21 protein-coding genes are annotated in these 17,545 nt (G+C 36.0%); 13 read left to right on the forward strand and 8 right to left on the reverse strand.

What is annotated here, in order from left to right:
• Window positions 1-81: 81 nt before the first annotated feature.
• Window positions 82-333 carry a hypothetical protein gene (locus NLW78_RS01430; protein WP_254494517.1) on the forward strand — a complete coding sequence of 84 codons (252 nt, stop codon included), beginning with the start codon at window positions 82-84 and terminating at the stop codon, window positions 331-333.
• Window positions 334-373: 40 nt separating this feature from the next.
• On the opposite strand, the gene NLW78_RS01435 is transcribed toward NLW78_RS01430, so the two are convergent.
• Window positions 374-565 carry a hypothetical protein gene (locus NLW78_RS01435; RefSeq protein ID WP_254494518.1) on the reverse strand — a complete coding sequence of 64 codons (192 nt, stop codon included), beginning with the start codon at window positions 563-565 and terminating at the stop codon, window positions 374-376.
• A 141-nt stretch (window positions 566-706) separates the two neighbouring features.
• Here NLW78_RS01435 and NLW78_RS01440 point away from each other — a divergent pair, with 141 nt between their 5' ends.
• Window positions 707-1,837, forward strand: a complete 1,131-nt coding sequence (locus NLW78_RS01440) for a DUF445 domain-containing protein (protein ID WP_254494519.1) — start codon at window positions 707-709, stop codon at window positions 1,835-1,837.
• A gap of 79 nt (window positions 1,838-1,916) precedes the next feature.
• Window positions 1,917-2,264: a YlbF/YmcA family competence regulator gene (locus NLW78_RS01445; RefSeq protein ID WP_254494520.1), complete on the forward strand. Its 348-nt coding sequence runs from the start codon at window positions 1,917-1,919 to the stop codon at window positions 2,262-2,264.
• An 86-nt stretch (window positions 2,265-2,350) separates the two neighbouring features.
• Here NLW78_RS01445 and NLW78_RS01450 read toward each other — a convergent pair whose 3' ends face one another.
• Window positions 2,351-2,536: a YhzD family protein gene (locus tag NLW78_RS01450; protein ID WP_254494521.1), complete on the reverse strand. Its 186-nt coding sequence runs from the start codon at window positions 2,534-2,536 to the stop codon at window positions 2,351-2,353.
• A 111-nt stretch (window positions 2,537-2,647) separates the two neighbouring features.
• Between NLW78_RS01450 and NLW78_RS01455 the strand changes: the two genes are divergently transcribed.
• From NLW78_RS01455 to NLW78_RS01480, 6 genes are all read left to right on the forward strand, one after another.
• Window positions 2,648-3,547, forward strand: coding sequence for an ABC transporter ATP-binding protein (locus tag NLW78_RS01455; protein ID WP_254494522.1), 900 nt, complete (start codon window positions 2,648-2,650; stop codon window positions 3,545-3,547).
• Window positions 3,540-4,793: an ABC transporter permease gene (locus NLW78_RS01460; RefSeq protein WP_254494523.1), complete on the forward strand. Its 1,254-nt coding sequence runs from the start codon at window positions 3,540-3,542 to the stop codon at window positions 4,791-4,793. Before NLW78_RS01455 ends, NLW78_RS01460 begins: the two co-directional genes overlap by 8 nt.
• A gap of 106 nt (window positions 4,794-4,899) precedes the next feature.
• Window positions 4,900-6,126 carry a metallophosphoesterase family protein gene (locus NLW78_RS01465; protein WP_254494524.1) on the forward strand — a complete coding sequence of 409 codons (1,227 nt, stop codon included), beginning with the start codon at window positions 4,900-4,902 and terminating at the stop codon, window positions 6,124-6,126.
• Window positions 6,127-6,136: 10 nt separating this feature from the next.
• Window positions 6,137-9,124 carry an AAA family ATPase gene (locus tag NLW78_RS01470; RefSeq protein WP_254494525.1) on the forward strand — a complete coding sequence of 996 codons (2,988 nt, stop codon included), beginning with the start codon at window positions 6,137-6,139 and terminating at the stop codon, window positions 9,122-9,124.
• 69 nt (window positions 9,125-9,193) lie between these two features.
• Window positions 9,194-9,751, forward strand: coding sequence for a GbsR/MarR family transcriptional regulator (locus tag NLW78_RS01475; protein WP_254494526.1), 558 nt, complete (start codon window positions 9,194-9,196; stop codon window positions 9,749-9,751).
• A gap of 266 nt (window positions 9,752-10,017) precedes the next feature.
• A complete protein-coding gene (locus tag NLW78_RS01480; RefSeq protein ID WP_254494527.1) occupies window positions 10,018-10,233 on the forward strand; it encodes a sporulation YhaL family protein in 216 nt (71 codons plus the stop codon).
• 39 nt (window positions 10,234-10,272) lie between these two features.
• Here the strand turns inward: NLW78_RS01480 and NLW78_RS01485 are convergent, their stop codons facing one another.
• Window positions 10,273-11,148, reverse strand: coding sequence for a peptidylprolyl isomerase (locus NLW78_RS01485; protein ID WP_254494528.1), 876 nt, complete (start codon window positions 11,146-11,148; stop codon window positions 10,273-10,275).
• 168 nt (window positions 11,149-11,316) lie between these two features.
• On the opposite strand from NLW78_RS01485, the gene NLW78_RS01490 reads away from it, so the two are divergent.
• Window positions 11,317-11,406: a YjcZ family sporulation protein gene (locus tag NLW78_RS01490; protein WP_254494529.1), complete on the forward strand. Its 90-nt coding sequence runs from the start codon at window positions 11,317-11,319 to the stop codon at window positions 11,404-11,406.
• Window positions 11,407-11,459: 53 nt separating this feature from the next.
• Here NLW78_RS01490 and NLW78_RS01495 read toward each other — a convergent pair whose 3' ends face one another.
• From NLW78_RS01495 to NLW78_RS01515, 5 genes are all read right to left on the reverse strand, one after another.
• The gene (locus NLW78_RS01495) at window positions 11,460-11,639 is read right to left on the reverse strand and encodes a hypothetical protein (RefSeq protein WP_254494530.1); all 180 of its coding nucleotides are present in this window, start codon (window positions 11,637-11,639) and stop codon (window positions 11,460-11,462) included.
• 105 nt (window positions 11,640-11,744) lie between these two features.
• Window positions 11,745-12,281, reverse strand: coding sequence for a DUF3267 domain-containing protein (locus tag NLW78_RS01500; protein WP_254494531.1), 537 nt, complete (start codon window positions 12,279-12,281; stop codon window positions 11,745-11,747).
• Between the two features lie 165 nt (window positions 12,282-12,446).
• Window positions 12,447-12,980: an HTH-type transcriptional regulator Hpr gene (locus tag NLW78_RS01505; protein WP_437181947.1), complete on the reverse strand. Its 534-nt coding sequence runs from the start codon at window positions 12,978-12,980 to the stop codon at window positions 12,447-12,449.
• A 74-nt stretch (window positions 12,981-13,054) separates the two neighbouring features.
• On the reverse strand, window positions 13,055-13,726 hold the full coding sequence (locus tag NLW78_RS01510) for an anti-sigma factor (protein WP_254494533.1): 672 nt from the start codon (window positions 13,724-13,726) through the stop codon (window positions 13,055-13,057).
• Window positions 13,723-14,301 (reverse strand): RNA polymerase sigma factor, encoded by a 579-nt coding sequence (locus tag NLW78_RS01515; protein WP_254494534.1) that lies wholly within the window; start codon window positions 14,299-14,301, stop codon window positions 13,723-13,725. Before NLW78_RS01515 ends, NLW78_RS01510 begins: the two co-directional genes overlap by 4 nt.
• Window positions 14,302-14,422: 121 nt before the next feature.
• Between NLW78_RS01515 and NLW78_RS01520 the strand changes: the two genes are divergently transcribed.
• Genes NLW78_RS01520 through NLW78_RS01530 form a run of 3 tightly spaced genes read left to right on the forward strand, consistent with a single transcriptional unit; the run spans window position 14,423 to window position 17,521 of the window.
• Complete coding sequence (locus tag NLW78_RS01520) at window positions 14,423-15,583, forward strand: COG1470 family protein (RefSeq protein ID WP_254494535.1); 1,161 nt, start codon at window positions 14,423-14,425, stop codon at window positions 15,581-15,583.
• A 2-nt stretch (window positions 15,584-15,585) separates the two neighbouring features.
• On the forward strand, window positions 15,586-16,539 hold the full coding sequence (locus NLW78_RS01525; RefSeq protein WP_254494536.1) for an ABC transporter ATP-binding protein: 954 nt from the start codon (window positions 15,586-15,588) through the stop codon (window positions 16,537-16,539).
• On the forward strand, window positions 16,526-17,521 hold the full coding sequence (locus NLW78_RS01530) for an ABC transporter permease (protein ID WP_254494538.1): 996 nt from the start codon (window positions 16,526-16,528) through the stop codon (window positions 17,519-17,521). The genes NLW78_RS01525 and NLW78_RS01530 overlap by 14 nt, the downstream gene beginning before the upstream one ends.
• Window positions 17,522-17,545 lie beyond the last annotated feature (24 nt).

Consider the following 17,545-nt stretch of genomic DNA (forward strand, 5'->3'; position numbering starts at 1 on the left):
AGGAGGAATCCTGGATTCCTCCTTCATACATAGCCGTTCTCTTTTATATAGCGTTTTTTCATAACTGAGGGGGAGTAACATATGTATGTTTGTCCGTTATGTAACGGATTGGAACAATTAGAAAAAACTTGCCCCAATTGTAATGGTAATATGTACGATATCGGCAGAGTAGTCGATTATTACGACGATTATAGCCCCTATTGGGAAGACGAAGACGCAAAAATGGTTGATGGATTAGTCCAATCAAAGGAAAACCATTTATGTTTGCATGCATTTCATTGCCCGGCTTGTCAAATTGAATCTCGAGTTACTGTACGAGAAGAACAAAGGTAAGCAAGGAAAGGCTGCTAAATCAATAGCAGCCTTTCTTATATTATCTAGTTTTTTCGGCATCAGGAAAAGGTTCATCGTTGTGAGGGAGTTTTCTCGCCTCTTCAATTTGGGCTTGTTGATGTACGGGACGTGTAGTACCGCCACCTAAACCTTCATTAATCATGCGATCCACATCAACATCTCTTTTTGTACGACTATCTTTGAAGCTTTTTTCGTTTGTTGGATCAGCCATCATCATTCCCTCCTTTTGCCTTTTTATTTTTTGTTCCAAATACGAAAATGATACGTTTCCATTAATTCATAAAATGCCTTTGTCATATGGATAAATTATCATATACTTAATAGACAAAGAATTTTGAGTGAGGTATGTTAAATGAGTAGTTTCTTCTTTGTTTTTATGATGATTATCATCGGGGCCGTTATTGGAGGAATAACCAATTCCCTTGCTATTAAAATGTTATTTCGCCCCCATCAGGCCAAATATATTGGGAACTATAAAATCCCCTTTACACCTGGCTTAATTCCAAAGCGAAGAGAAGAATTAGCGCGGCAAATGGGAGACGTTGTAGTACGCCACTTGTTGACACCTGATGGAGTGAAACGTCGTTTCTTTTCACAAACTTTTCGAAAACGATTATTAAGATGGATTCTAAAGCAGTTAGATTCTTTTTTAAGACAAGATATGACGGTGGGGCAATTATGCACAAAATTGGGTATACAAGTGCATGACTCGTTGGTGCATAAAAAACTGTCGGAAATTGTAAACGGAAACGTAAACAGTTGGCTGAAAAAAAATAAACATACTATGTTAAGGGAAATCGTCCCAACGTCGATGTATCAAAAAGGGAAAGATTATATTCCTACCATTAGTGCACAAGTTTTGCTGAAGGTAAAACAATATATAGAAAGTGATAGTGGAAAGGAAAATATTGAATCCGTAATTAAACGTTATATGGACAATAAAGGTTTCTTAGGTAATGTCCTTACATCTTTTGTTGGACCTGAAAAATTAGGAAGACAAATCCAGCCAATGCTGACGGATTATATAAGCTCCACCGAAGCTGAGCAACTAATCACTTATCTTTTAGAACAACAATGGGAAGAGATAATGGAGAAGGAGATCCAGGAAATAAACACAGTTGTTCATATAAATAACGATATCATTCGTCCTATCATTCACGTACTATCTGTAGAACGGTTATTCCAAACCCGTGTTTCAACTTTGTATGACCAGGTTGGGATATCGGTTCGTGAGAAATGGATACCACAAATGCTGGAAAGAGTTATGGGGAAAGCACTCTCCAATGTCGAACCGATGATGAAGAGGATGCACATTCAAGAAATTGTTGCTGATGAAGTAAAAGGCTTTCCGATTGAACGAATCGAAAGTATGGTGCTGACGATCACTGGTAGAGAACTGCGAATGATTACATATTTAGGGGCGCTTCTTGGGGGATTTATCGGCTTTTTTCAAGGAATGACGGTTTTACTATGGTTTCAATAAACAGTTGACTATACATGGGAGGAAATGTTTGATACAGTGGGTAAAGTATTGTTAAGGAAAAATTTTAGGAGGTTTCATTTTGTCAAATTTATACGATTTAGCATATGACTTAGAAAAAGGTTTACGTGAAAGTGAAGAATTTAAAGCATTAAAGAGCGCATATGATGCTGTAATGGGAGACGAGTCTACAAAGAACATGTTTAACAACTTCCGTCAAACTCAAATCACTTTACAACAAAAACAAATGCAAGGTGAAGAAATTTCAGAGGAAGAAGTTGAGCAAGCTAGAAAAACTGTTGAACTTGTTCAGCAAAACACGGAAATTTCCAAACTAATGGAAGAAGAGCAGCGTTTGAATACCGTAATCGGTGATGTGAGCCGTATTATTACAAAGCCATTAGAAGAATTATATAGCGAGAATGAATAAAAAAAATCGCCCTTATGGGCGATTTTTTTATTTAGTTTCATGAAGGAATCTTGTCGGTTATCGAGAATAGTAAGAAAATGTCGTTGTTATCGTGAAAATAAAATTAAACGACCATCTTCTGAAACACAACGGTGTGTATATTGCGCAAAATTTTCTTTGTTTAATATTTCCGTACCCTTTTGTTTTGCTGATTGGTCATTATTCGCTTGAAAACTTTGTTCTAGTAATAACTGTCCGTTTTTCTCGAATACAGTTAAGGTATATTCCTGCATAATGCATACCTCCAATAATATTATTTAATGCATTTCGGTCAAGAGTTGGAAAATCCTGCAAACATTTGTTATTTGTTCTTATTAAAAAGGTACGTAGGGGAGAGGAAGAGCATGACATTAATGTTAAATGGGGTCACGAAGAGATTTGGATCCTTTAAGGCTGTAGATGATTTATCTTTAAAAATCCCAGAAAATCAAATCTTCGGATTTCTAGGAGCAAATGGTGCTGGAAAAACGACAACTTTTCGAATGATTTTAGGATTACTGCAACAATCCGATGGGAACATAACTTGGAACGGTGATTCAATTGATTATGAAAAAAGTCATCTAGTTGGTTATTTACCAGAAGAAAGGGGACTCTACCCAAAGCAAAAAGTGAAGGAACAAGTAATATATTTAGCAAAGTTACGCGGCTTGACGAAAGAACATAGTAACAAAGAACTTGACTATTGGTTGGAACGGTTTAAAGTTCCTGAATATAAAGATAAAAAAGTTGAAGAACTTTCAAAAGGAAATCAACAGAAAATTCAGTTCATCACCGCCGTTATTCACAAACCGAAATTGTTAATTCTCGATGAACCATTCTCAGGGTTAGATCCGGTAAATGTGGAAATGTTGAAGGAAGCCGTAGTTGACCTAAAGAAAAAAGGGACATCGATTGTGTTTTCTTCCCATCGTATGGACCATGTGGAAGAGTTGTGTGAAAACCTTTGTATATTACATAAAGGAAAGCCTGTTGTACACGGAAGTTTAGGTCAAATCAAAAAAGATTTTGGGAAGAAAAATGTCATTGTTCATGCAGACTTTGACTTGTCCTTTATTCGTGATATTCAAGGTGTGACAAGGTTCCATAAAGTGGCACAAGGTTGCGAAGTACAAATAGAAACAGAAGAGGTTTCACAACAAGTGTTTTCAGCACTATCCGGAAAAGGCTTTGTCCGCACCTTTGACTTAGAGGAACCATCATTGAATGATATATTCATTGAGAAAGTAGGAGCCTCTTATGAATAAATTCCGTACAATTCTAGCGTATACATATATAAGCCACTTAAAAAGCAAACCTTTTCTAATTATGACTTCCATGACTTTACTATTGATTATTACGTTAACGAATTTGCAAAATATCTTACAATTATTTGGGGATGATGAACAACAAACAAAGGTTGCGGTAATTGATGAAAGCAATACCTTTTTCACTCCATTACAACAACTGGTCAGTAGCGGAGAAGAAGACATTGTCCTTTCTCTTTTTATTGGATCGGAAGAAGAAGCCAAACAGGCAATTCGAGAGGGGAAATATCATGTTTTTCTTCATCTGGAGACAGACCAGGAAGAATTACCAAGCGCTACTTACTATGCAATGGATATATCAGGAAATCGGCTAGCGAATATGTTGCAACAGTACTTATCCAACTTAAAAACAGAAATGGTGTCAGCTGAAGCAGGCATTGAACAAAATATATTACAGAAAATGTTTTCCCCAGTTCAAATGGAAAAGGTCGCTCTAAAGGATAACGCGAAAACAGCTGAAGAATTAAATCAGGCGCGTGGACTTGTATATTTTATGATATTCATCATATATTTTGCAGTCCTTATTTATGGAAATATGATTGCCAGTGAAGTGGCCATTGAGAAGTCATCAAGGGTAATGGAGATTATCGTATCGAGCGTGTCGCCGATTACGCAAATGTTTGCGAAAATTTCAGGGATTGCACTATTAGGGTTAACACAATTTACAATCATCCTCATAACTGGATATACATCTTTACGTTTAAATGAAAGGCAATTCATGGATGGTTTTTTTGAATATTTTGGGCTAACAAATATACAAATAAGTACATTACTGTTTGCGGTCATATTTTTTCTGCTGGGATATTTATTGTATGCCATGATGGCAGCTATGCTAGGATCATTAGTTAGTAGAATTGAGGATGTCCAGCAGGTAATACTACCAATGGTTCTTATAGTAGTAGCATCATTTATGGTTGCAATGTATGGGATTAATGATCCTACTTCAAGTGTTGTTACGGTAACGTCGTTTATCCCGTTTTTTGCTCCAATATTAATGTTTTTACGAGTCGGTATGTTAAATGTTCCGGCTTGGGAAATGATATTATCAATTGGATTGTTAATATCAACTATTATCATCTTTGCCATTATTGCAGCGAAGGTATATAAAGGCGGAGTTTTGTTATATAATAGAACATCTTCAATTAAAGATTTCAAGAAGGCGTTACAGTTAACGAAAAAAGAATAGCCGCATAATGTGCGGCTTCTTTTTAACCTCTCGCACCGAACGTGCATTCGTATATTAGCTTTGATAAAATAAAGATATCACACATATTGATAAAGGCGGGTCTTTTATGAGGACAAAGATAAAGTTTATTCATGCAGCTGATTTGCATTTGGACAGCCCCTTTAAAGGACTGTCTTCCGTACCTTACAAAATATTTGATGAACTAAAAGATAGTACGTTTACCGCTTTTGAGCGGCTAATCGATTATGCCGTAAATTATAAAGTCGATTTCGTTTTGTTTGTTGGAGATATTTTTGATGAACAATCACGTAATTTAAAAGCACAATTAAAATTTAAAAGGGGATTAGAAAAGCTTCATGAGAGTGGGATACAAGCATTCGTTTCCTATGGAAACCATGATCACCTGTCTGGAGAGTATTTTCAAGTTGAATATCCCGAAAATACATATGTTTTCGATTCAGAACGTGTAACTGTATTTCCGTATAGAAAAAACGGTGTTCATCTAGCTGATATTTACGGTTTTAGTTATGGAGAGAGAGCAGTTACAGAGGGAAAAATACATGAGTATATTGCGGAAAAACGAGATATACTCAACATTGGAATGTTACATGGCAGTATTTCCTCTAATTCAGAGCATGACGTATATGCCCCCTTCCGATTGTCAGACTTGTCTCAGGGAGGGATGGACTACTGGGCACTCGGTCATATTCACACTAGAGAAATAATTAATGAGAGTCCGTTAGCAATCTATCCAGGCAATATCCAAGGGCGTCATATAAAAGAGATGGGGGAAAAAGGATGTTATCTAGTTGAAGTAACAGAACAAGGACAAACATGGTCCTTTTTACAAACGAATACTATTTCTTTTGAACAATTGACTGTCGACGCAACCACTTGTACTACAGTAGACCAAATTGAACATCAAATAAAGAGAGCAATGAATACATTGCGAGAAGATGGTAGATGTGCTGTAGTAAGAATCAACTTACATATAGAGCGGGAAACAATTGGATACGTAAACCAAGAGTCAATAGAGCAATTACAAGATTATTTGAATGAAGGAGAAGCAGACGAGAGAAAGTGGATTTGGATTGAGACGATTAAAACGATTAACAAAGTACAATGGAACCGGGAACAAATGTTACAAGGGAAACACTTTGCCAGTGAACTGCTACGCACGGTTGATGAGGTGGAAAATAGTGGTTTGTTTTTGACGGAATTAACAAAACATCGTGATGTAGAAAAGTTTTTAGATCCTTTCACGAAGGAAGAATTGGAGGATATATTAACGGAAGCAGAAGAACTTGTCATGGAAGAGCTGTTAAAGGAATGAGGGAAGGCACATGATTATCAATACAGGGTATATTTATCAATTTGGAAAATGGAAAGAAAAGCATATCGATTTTCATTCATCCTTTACAATCATTGAAGGGCCAAATGAATCAGGAAAAACCTCTTTTAAACAATTTATTATATACATTTTATTTGACTTACCTTCCTCTATGAAAAAGCTCTATGAACCTAAGGGTGGGGGAGCGATTGGAGGTAAGTTATTTATTACTACTTCTACTGGTGAATCTATTGTTATTGAACGAGTAGCAAATAAAAATAAGGGGCGTGCAATTTGCTTTACTAGTAAAGGAGAAAAAAAGGAAGAAACGTGGTTAACCACGTTTTTACAAGGAATGGACCGACTCACATATGAGGGGATATTTTCTTTCGGTAACTATGAATTACAAAAGATTCGTCAGCTAAAGGGAGAAGACTTAGGGAAAGTTTTGTTCGGAATCGGAATGACTGGATCGGATAAAATTGCCTATTTAGAAAAAGACTTAGAAAAGAAAACAGGTGATTTATTTAAAAAGAAAGGGAAAATTCCTCACATTAACCAACACATTCAAAAAATGAAAGATATACAGTCAACAATTACAAGGCTTGAGGCAGAAGAAGGTACCTACAACGAATTGATAAGAAAAATTGAAAACATTGATAAAAGATTAACGACAATTCGAGATAAGAAAGAGCAGCTTGAAAAAGAGAACTTGATCTTAGGAAAGTATTATCAAGCAAAGGAAGCGATTCAACAATATCAGTTTTTAAGAGAAGAGATGAAACAATACAAGGAATTTGCTTCTTTTCCATCCAACGGGATAAAACGTTATGAGCAGTTAAAAGAACTGATGTTACCGTTAATTAGTGACTTAAATGTAGTAAAAAACGGTAAGCAGGAAGCAGAACAGGAAATGAACTACCTATCAACGGATTTACTTAATGAAGATGTATATGAACGACTGCTTCATATTGATGAGATGGTGAAAGACTATGATTATAAACAGAAGGAAAGAGAAGAAAAGAGTGAAGAATATAAGCGTAACTTTGATGTGTTAGCACACGAATTAAGACTGTTAGGAATTGACCTTACGATTGAAGATGTGCAGGCACTTCAAATCCCTGTTCAAGTTGAAGAAACGTGGAAGACACTCGCTCAAGGAAAGCAACAATTGCAATTGAGGCAAGACCAATTAGTTGATGAGGAAGAAAAAGCAAAACGGGAGCTAGGACAGGTTAAGGCTCAGATTGAGAAAAAGAAAGCAACATTACTACCGACTGATATGTTACATAGTATGAAAGAGTTACTTGAACAGGCTAGAGTTGATCAAATCCAACAACAGCTCTTTCAGGAAAACCGAATGAAAGCAAAGCAACAAGAGACGAAATTACACAATATGTTAAAGCAAGGTAGTAAGGCGAATAAGCATTTGATTGCCATTACGTCTCTTATAGGATTCAGTTTCATAGTGTATGGCTTCTTTAGGGGAGGTTTAGTCGAATACTTAGCGGGGCTAATTTCATTATTAGTCGGTGTGGCAGGGAGTGCATATTTATCTCACAACAATAAACTCATCCGGGAACAAATCGAATCTCAAACTGAAAATGAGTTAGTTAATAATATTCGGGACATATCGGAAACAGAGTTGAATGAGGCAAGACACCGTTTACAGTCTCATGAAGAAAATAAAAAAGATTTTGTCATCCTTAACAATGACTTTAACCATTTAGAGGCAAGTCTTCATAATATCATACAAAGAAAAGAAGGCTTACAAACGGAAAAGGCACATCTTCAAGAACAAATACAACTTGAGCAAAATAAATTTCCATTCTTGAAATGGATTGATGTATCCCACTGGCCTAGTATGTATTATAAGCTTGTAAAATATAAACAGAAAGCATATGAGCTCGAGCAACAGGAGGCTGTCATTATCCGTCTCGATGAACAAATAAAAGAGATTGATACTTATATTCAAAATTTAGCCGAAAAATGTAATATACTCAATCAACATGAATCAATAAACCTAAACAAAGAACTGCTTAATTTGAAAAATGTTGAGCAGCAAAAGAGGGAAACGTTACGTTTTTATCGAAACAAACGAAAAGAACTGGATAAAGAAATTCAAGAGCTTCAACAAAAGTTATCTCCCTATGAAGAGCAACTTCAGCAATTACTTGAGCATGCACAAGTAGAGAGTGAAGAACAATTTCTTTTCAAAGGGGAACAGTATGAAAAATATAACCTACTTAAAGAAAAACAAGAAGATTGGCTAACTCAAATCAAACTTATTTTTCCTAATGAAGCTAGCAATATTGCACATGAAAATATAGACTGGGATCTCATAGCCTATAAACGGCAACAGCTAGTTCAGTTATTAAATGAGTTACAAGAGGAAAAGGAATATTTACAAGAACAGCGGGCCGAACTTTTAGCTTCGTGTAAACAATTAGAAGAAAATGAACAATTATCAAATCATAGACACCAGTTTGCACTTTATAAAAACGAATTGCGCTCATTAGCAAGAAAATGGGCAATCTATAAAACAGCTAAAGAAGTAATTGTCAGAACAAAGGAAGTTTATGAAAATGAATACTTACCTGAAATTATGGAAAAAACATCAATCTATTTTTATCAATTAACTGATGGAAAATATGTAAAAGTTGTACCGCCTACTCCGAATGAAGCTGTACAAGTGCTTGATAGTCATCACACTTTATTTAATGTTAAGGAGTTATCAGAAGGGACAGCTGCACAACTTTATGTTTCACTACGTTTAGCCTTAAACGAGGTCATGAGTGATCAATACGGTTTACCGTTTATCATTGATGATGCTTTTGTTCATTTTGATTACCATCGCAGGAACGTTATGTATAAAATATTGCATTCTGTAGCTGAAACCCAACAAATTATTTACTTTACTTGCCATGACTCTGAGGTGAGTATGCTGCATAAGCTTTCGTCAGAAAAAAAAGAAAAAGCTTCAATTTCTATAATCAATTAGCACATTTCACCGAATAGTGGTAAAATATCATTCAGAAAATTCACCTGACAACTGCATGGAGGGTTTCCTGTGGAAAACGGAAAACATAATAAAGATTGGTCAAGTTATGAAGAAACAATTGAAAAATTTATTCAAGTCATTGCAAAAAATATGAGTCTCTATGGTATTACTACATCAGTTGGTCGGCTTTACGGAGCTTTATATTTCGCGGACGAGCCTATGACATTAGATGATATGCGAGATGCACTCGAAATGAGTAAAACAAGTATGTCCACAGGTGTACGCTCATTATCAGAAATGAAAATGGTAGAACCTGCTTTTAAAAAGGGTGTTCGTAAAGATTTATATAAATCAGAAGAAGACTGGTATAAGTCGTTTACTTCACTTTTCGGTAATCGTTGGAGGCATCATACAGAAACGAATATTGAAGAAGCAGAAGAAGCGATTATCGAATTAAGAGAGCTCGCGGAAAATACCTCTGACGAGGAACTAAAGGAGAAGATTGAGTCTGATATCGACCGATTAGTATATGCAAAAAACTATTACAAATGGTTAATGAAATTTATTAAAGTAGTGGAAACAGGCGAAATATTTAAATATGTTCCGAAAGAAACTGACAAGAGCTAGAGCGTGTGCATTTTCACGCTCTTTCTTTTTTATTTAATAGGAGGGAGATTGATGGAGGCTGGAACGCCTGTTATCTAATGGCAAAATGCGTTCTGTGAACTCTTCACCTTATGTAATGCACGATTCATCATATCATCTTCGCATCCATCATATCTTACTTGAATGATCTTTTACTATTAATGTTAACAAAGGCTTTCCATTACACCTTGTTCTAAATGTTTTAGAAAAAGCATATGTTTGTACAAAAAGGACAGGGGGTAGGTCATGTGATTTTAGGTGTTCATTGGGTCATATATGTGTTAATTGCATTTATCTTGTTTAGTGGATATATGGCACTACGTGCAATGCGTGCGGAGAAACAACTTGAACAGCAATTTATTGAAAAAGAAGGGCAAGTTTATATGGAACGGATTGAACGGGAACGTAAGAAACGAACAAATAAAGACGAAACATCAAAGGAACCGGAGTTATCAGGACAATAAAAATGGCCTTGTCATTTCGATGACAAGGCCATTTCTTATTTAATTATTAAATAAGTCTTTAAATTCATCAATTTTCACATCAATATTAGCATCTTGTACGAGTTGATCAATTTTTCCTTGTAAAGCTTGTTGATCGACTTTTTCATTTACAAGCATACTCCGAATCTCGTCACGCATATCTTCAAGTGACCCTACATCTTCAGCATCACGCTTGTCCGTTACCTTAATTACGTGCCAACCAAATTGGGTTTGAACAGGCTTACTCACTTCCCCAACTTCTAAATCGTAAGCTGCATTTGCAAACGTTGGGTCCATATTACCGTTAATTGCAAAGAAGCCCAGGTCTCCTCCTTCTTCATTTGCAGCGGTGTCGTTTGAGTATTCTTCTGATAGGCTAGCAAATTCCTCACCCGCATTGAGCTTTTCAATGACTTCGTTTGCTGTTTCTTCGTCATCAACTAAAATATGACTTGCTCTTACCTCGACGGTTAACTTATTATAATAATCTTCAATTTCTTCTTCGGAAACTTCAACACCTTCTGTAGCGGCCTTTTCTTGAAGTTTATTGAAGTAAATGACATCATATAAATCTTCTTCACTTTCAAAACCGTTTTGTTGTAATACCATTTCAAACTGGTCACCGAAGTTTTCCTTCAATTGTTTAATTTCTTTGTTCACTTCATCTTCTGTAACTTCGTATTTATCTTCCAGGATCTTTCTCATTACTAATTCTTGTAGTACAGCCTCACCATTTTGCGCTTTCAACGCTTGATAAAATTCTTCTTTTGTAATGTTACCTGCTTTCGTTTCCACAACTGCATCACTGTCATCCATTTTTGAATCATCATTACTAGTACATGCAGCTAATGTAAGTGCAGTAATTGCTAAGATGATTGCAGTGGTTAGTTTCTTCATGCTAACACTCCTAATCTAAACATAATAATATGGTTTCTTGAACACTATAACATATTTTTCATAAAAAAACATTTTCATAAAAATTAGATCCCCTAATGAATTCGCCTATTCAGAAAGCATTATACGCGCATACGATATTGTACAAAAGGAAAAAGGAGGGTCTTTTTAATGAGCCATAAAGGATACTATGGTGGAGGATTTTCGTTAATTGTCGTGCTGTTCATTTTGTTAATTATTGTTGGGGCAGCCTGGTACTAAATGACCGACCACTGATGAAAACATAAAAAGGAAGCATCTTAGATGCTTCCTTTTTATGTGTGTAATACTTCTAAATACGAAGAAATGAGCAATATGGTAATCGACACATTTATCATTCGAAATACTTTAGATTGTCGTTCGTTTGACAGTTCACCTTTTAAACAAAAGGAATATGTTAACGAATTAAAAATAAACAAGATAAATATAGCAAAGGGTACATAAATCAAAGCCATCATAAACCCCTCCTCATGCAACTATGTATACCACTTTATCAAAAAATATGAAAATTGAACAGGGAAATATTCATAATAAATAAGATAGTATCCTAGATAAGAATACTATCTTATTAAAATATCAAAGCCATCCTTAGCATTTTCAATAACACATTGTTTTGGCGCCTTGGAAAATTGTACTACATATAAAAAGTCAGTTATGGAGAGTCCCATATTTAAAGCTGCAAAAAATGCACTGTAAGGGTAAAAACTTGGAAAGATTAATCCACTAACAAGCGCTGGAATCGTCAAAAATAAAGTAGGGCCCAGAGCTACAAAGACCGATGTCTTTTTTGTAAATGCTTTAAAGGTACGATATTTCACGGATGGTAATATGTTTAATTTTAAATAAAATCGAGCCTTCACTTTTTTCGAAAACATGATTAACGGTATAATGTGACATAATTTGTGCATGAGTGGTAATAGATACAAAACAAATAGTAAAGGTAAAATTCCATAATCATTAATTAACACGTTTTGATGATATAGGGAAAAAGGTAAAAACAATAAAATAAACCCTAACATACTTACTATACACGATAGGATATAAATTCGGCTTTGTCCTAATTCCCTGGTAATGTTTACTGTTTTCCAGCAATTCATTCCAGGTCCCCCTTTAAACATAAATGGTTGTGTCTTTTTTTATTCTCATGGAATAATACGACGTTTCATGGTGGAAATCAATAGTTTTATGAAAAAAATCATCTATTTGTTATAATAATTTTTCGGAAAGAATAAAAAGGAGGACTAACCTCTATATGTATAGGGTTAATCCTCTTGATAATCTTTCTCAATACTAGTAATGGTACGATTTAAAATATCTAAATATTCGTCGCCATAAACTTCTCTAACTATTGCTATAATTTCCAGGAACTCAGGAAACTTTCCATACAGTTCTTTTAATTTTAATGACCCTTTTACAATACTAGCATCAGATGGATCAAATACGCTTAGTGTTTCCTCCAACAGTTTTTTTCCTTCGTCTGTTAAATCTACATAAGTATTTCGTTTATCATTTTCCCTTTTTGAGAAAGTGAGTAAACCACGCTTTTCTAATTTCTTTGAAAAGTTAAAAGCAGTAGAGACGTGCATAACGCCAAATTTGGAAATCTCTGATATACTTGACCCGCCAAGTCGGTATGAAACCCATAAAATGTGATGTTCATTTATATTTAAGTTAAACGGTTTAACCCATTCCTGCCAGTCTCTTTCGATGGATTTCCACAAGGCTTTACTAAGTTGTGCGACTTTATGACTGTATATTGCTCCTTCTAGGAAGGAATCCTTATCATTTTCCACTATTAAACTCTCCCTTGCAGTTCCTTTATAGCTATTATGCCAGTTATTTGTCGTTTAATAAAGAGTGGAAATGCTTCTTACCTCGTTACTTCTATAGTAGTAGGTATAATTTTCAGTTCATAACTCGTTCTTTCGGTTTGCTGTCCTTGTATAATGACACGATATATTTCGGCAAGGTTCTCATCTTGAATGTATATATGTGTTTTTCCGTTTGCCACATTGACTTTATTTGATTGAATTGTTGTATCTTTTGTTTCAATAAATACGTAATTCGCGGTTTCAGTTTGTGGTGATTCATGAATATATAACATCATTTCTTTATGGTTAGGATTGTACCAAGCATATCCCTTACTATCTCCATTATGACTATGAATGACATCATACACTTCAGTACGGTCATCAATGGTAAAAGACTGCTGATCTAAGGCCTTTTCACTTCCTCCAAATTGTAAGCCGATGTAGAAAAAAAGTGAACACGCGGCTACCGTGAGTGTACCTTTATATAACATAGTTAGTTTGGCCTTGCGTTTTTGAAATAATGCCGACTGTAAATTCTTCCATATGGACTTTCTTCTCGACTCAGGTATGCTCGGAAATGAACCTTTTAAAGTGCTAGCCCAATATTCGCATCTGCTTTGACACTCAGAGCAAGAACGTAGGTGTTGTTCCACATTCGCAACTTCACCCTGATGAAGGGTACCATCCAGATAATCAATCAATTTTTCCTCGTAAATGTGAAACTCTCTCATATTTCTCCCTCCTTATGCCTACTCTGACTAGAGGATGTAAGTTGTTTTCTAATATTTTGTATGCCATAGCGGATAAGTGATTTGACTGTTCCAAGGGGACGACCGATTCTATCAGCTATTTCCCGATGAGATAACGCATGATAGTAGTTATAGTAAATGGCCTCTTGCTGCGACGATGGCAATGTTTTAATCGCTTGTAATAACCGATCGGCATCTAATTGTTTTATCACAGAATCCTCAGTACTATTTAGGCTTTCTTTCTTTTGAAAATGAAGCTTATCCTTCAATACAATTCGTTGTTTTTTCCGAATATAATCAATTGTTCTCGATTTCGCTTTAACTGCAATCCAAGCTTTCACGGAACCCCGTCTAATCTCGTAAGTATGGGCCCTATGATATATTTCTAAGAATATATCATGGCATAAATCAGCAGCTTCATGTTCATCGGATAACAAGGAATTTACAATTTTATATACATAAGATATGTAACGCTCGTATAACGTCTGAAAATCGTTAATAGAACCATTTGAAATCCCTTGTAATAAGAGGCGATCCTCTTGATCCGTTGATGACATTTTGCCTCACTCCTTACTTAAATTCCTTCTATATAATATTTAATAAAAATTTTTTTAAAAAAGTCAAATCCAATTTTCCTCATTAGACGTATCAATAAAAAAATAGGGAGGAATGATTGGGATGCAGAAAAGGTCATTTTTGGTGCTTCTTTTCACACTTACACTTGTTTTAACTATAATTCCAACATATGTAGGATATGCGGTGTCGGGGGTGACATTACATACACCATATTCGGGAATTTCCTTAACTCCTGGGGAAAAAGCAAACATGCAAGTTGAAGTATTAAACAACTCCACATCAATCAAGCATGTAAACATATCAGTGAGAAATTTACCAGAGGACTGGAATCACAATATTACATCAGGTGGATATGCAGTTAATTCCCTTTCAGTGAAACCAGATGACTCGGAGATAATTACTTTAGATGTAGAAGTTCCGTTAAGAATTGATAAAGGAAGCTACGAATTTCAAATGGTTGCTGAGGCAGATGGAGAAACCCCCTCGTTTCTACCGATTACGATAAACGTTAACGAAAGAGGTGTGTTTCAAACAGAGTTAACAACAAAGCAACCGAATATGGAGGGAGACAGCGATGCTTCCTTCACATATGATTTAGAACTGTATAATCGAACAGCTGAAGAACAACATTATGCACTGCGTGCCGATGCGCCGAGAGGGTGGACGGTTGATTTTAAAGTGAATGGTTCGAGTGTAACAAGCGTAGCCGTTAATTCAAATGCTAGGGAAAATATAAAAGTAGAATTACATCCATCTGAACAGGTGAAAGAAGGTACCTACGAGGTACCGATAACAGCGTCTGCCGGACAGACTGAATCCAGCGTAAAGCTAGAAGCCCATATTACTGGTTCTTATGGAGTGGAACTGACAACCCCGGACGGTCGATTAAGTGAAACTATTGTGGCAGGTAAAGAAAAAACGATGAAACTTGAAGTGAAAAATACGGGTACAACGACACTCCGCCAATTATCATTGAGCAGTAACACACCGCCAAACTGGGATGTGACCTTCGATTCTGAAACAATTGACTCGATTGAACCGGGAGAGAGCCAGGAGGTACGAGCTACTATCCATGCGGCAGAGAAGGCTATCGCAGGGGACTATGTAGTAGAAATGTCTGTTTCATCTCCTGAAGCTTCTTCTAATTCACAGTTCCGAATGAGTGTGAAAACTTCTAGTGTATGGGGTTGGATTGGGGTATTGATCATTATTGCCGTAGTTATCGGAATCTATTATCTCGTTCGGAAATACGGGAGGAGATAAACATGGAAGACACCATTATTGAATTACAAAATGTAACTAAGGAATATAGGGAGGTTAAAGCCGTTAACAAGTTAAGCTTGTCAATAAAAAAAGGAGAAATATTTGGGCTGCTAGGCCCGAATGGTGCTGGTAAATCTACTACCATTTTTATGGTCTTAGGGCTTACTGAGCCTACGGAAGGTGAAGTATCTGTTTGTGGGCTTCATGCAACAAATCAACCAATTGAGGTAAAGAAACAAGTTGGGTTTTTACCTGATACAGTTGGTTTTTATGAGGATATGACAGGTATAGAAAACCTAATGTTAACGGGTGAATTGAATGGGTTACGGAAACAAGAGGCGAAAAGACGAGGTTTGGAGTTACTTCAACAAGTTGGGTTGGGGGATGTAGCTGACAAGAAAGTAGGCAAATTCTCCCGAGGGATGAAGCAACGCCTAGGACTTGCAGATGTATTAATGAAGAACCCAAAAGTGATGATTTTAGACGAACCAACCCTTGGAATTGACCCAAGTGGAATCAAACAGTTTCTTACATTAATCGAAGAATTGAGTAAAGAAAAAGGAATTACGGTTTTGCTTTCTTCACACCATTTACACCATGTGCAAAGAATTTGTGACCGTGTAGGTATTTTTGTGAATGGTGAACTCATGGCTTGTGGTAATATGGAACAACTACAACGACAGTTATTAGGAGAGGAAACATATATATATAACATAAAAGTTCCAATAATTAATGATCGAGTTACAAATGTATTGGAGTCACTAGATGACGTAAAACACGTTTCGGTAAGTGATAAAGGATATTTTGTCCATTTAGATAAACGTGATGAGGGAGATTTGATACAGCACCTGGTGGAGAGAGAAGTTCCAATTCTTGGTTTTGAACACGTTTCCCTCGGACTTGATGAAATATATGATCGTTATTTTCGAGAAGGTGATGTACATGACATTGCCTAATCTAGCCGAAACTTTCCGTCGTTTTATTCAAAGTCCAATTTGGGTCATAGTAAAAAAAGAAATAACCGATCATATAAAAAGTTTTCGCTTTAACATATTAATCGCGCTTATTTTATTAACGTGTATCGGATCGCTATACACAGCCTTAACTTCGATACGAGGCGTAGCAGAGAGTATTGACAATAATGAGGAACTATTTCTCTATTTAGAGATTTTTTCGATTACAGGAAAGGATGGAACACTTCCTCCATTTATTACTTTCATGAGCTTTTTAGGTCCATTACTCGGAATTAGTCTCGGCTTTGATGCGGTTAATCAAGAAAGAAATAAAGGGACACTTTTAAGGGTTATGGCGCAACCAATACCGAGGGACTATATTATTTTAGGGAAATTTCTTGCTGCCCTTTTCGTTATTAGTACATTTATAATGTCCCTTGGCCTTCTTGTAATAGCAAGTGGTATTTTGTTACTAGGAATTCCACCTACGTTAGAAGAGTTTTTACGAATTTTTATTTTTCTTCTCATGACGGTCATTTACATTTCTTTTTGGCTAAGTTTATCCATTCTTTTGTCGATTCGGTTCAAACAAGCTGCAACATCAGCTCTTGCAGGAATTGCAATGTGGCTTTTCTTAAGTATTTTCTATTCTATACTCGTTAACCTAATGATTGATGCCTCTATGCCTGACCAACTGTTTCATCAATCAATGGAAAAAGGTAATTACGAAGAAATGGCGTTAAGTTTTATGCGTTTATCTCCGAATTACCTATATTCAGAAATTACCACTGTATTGTTAACACCTAACTTTCGTACGTTAGGTCCAATCACAATGGAGCAAGTCATTGGAGCAGTGCCATCTCCCTTAGGAATTGGCCAAAGCTTAAGTGTTATATGGCCACAGTTGTTTGGAATTTCAGCCCTTTGTTTTGTCTGTTTTGCTCTTTCCTATTATATTTTCATTCGTCAAGATGTTCGCTCATAAAAAAACGAGGAGGTTAACCTCCTC

The sequence above is a fragment of the Salirhabdus salicampi genome (assembly GCF_024259515.1).
GTDB classification, from domain to species: domain Bacteria; phylum Bacillota; class Bacilli; order Bacillales; family Alkalibacillaceae; genus Salirhabdus_A; species Salirhabdus_A salicampi.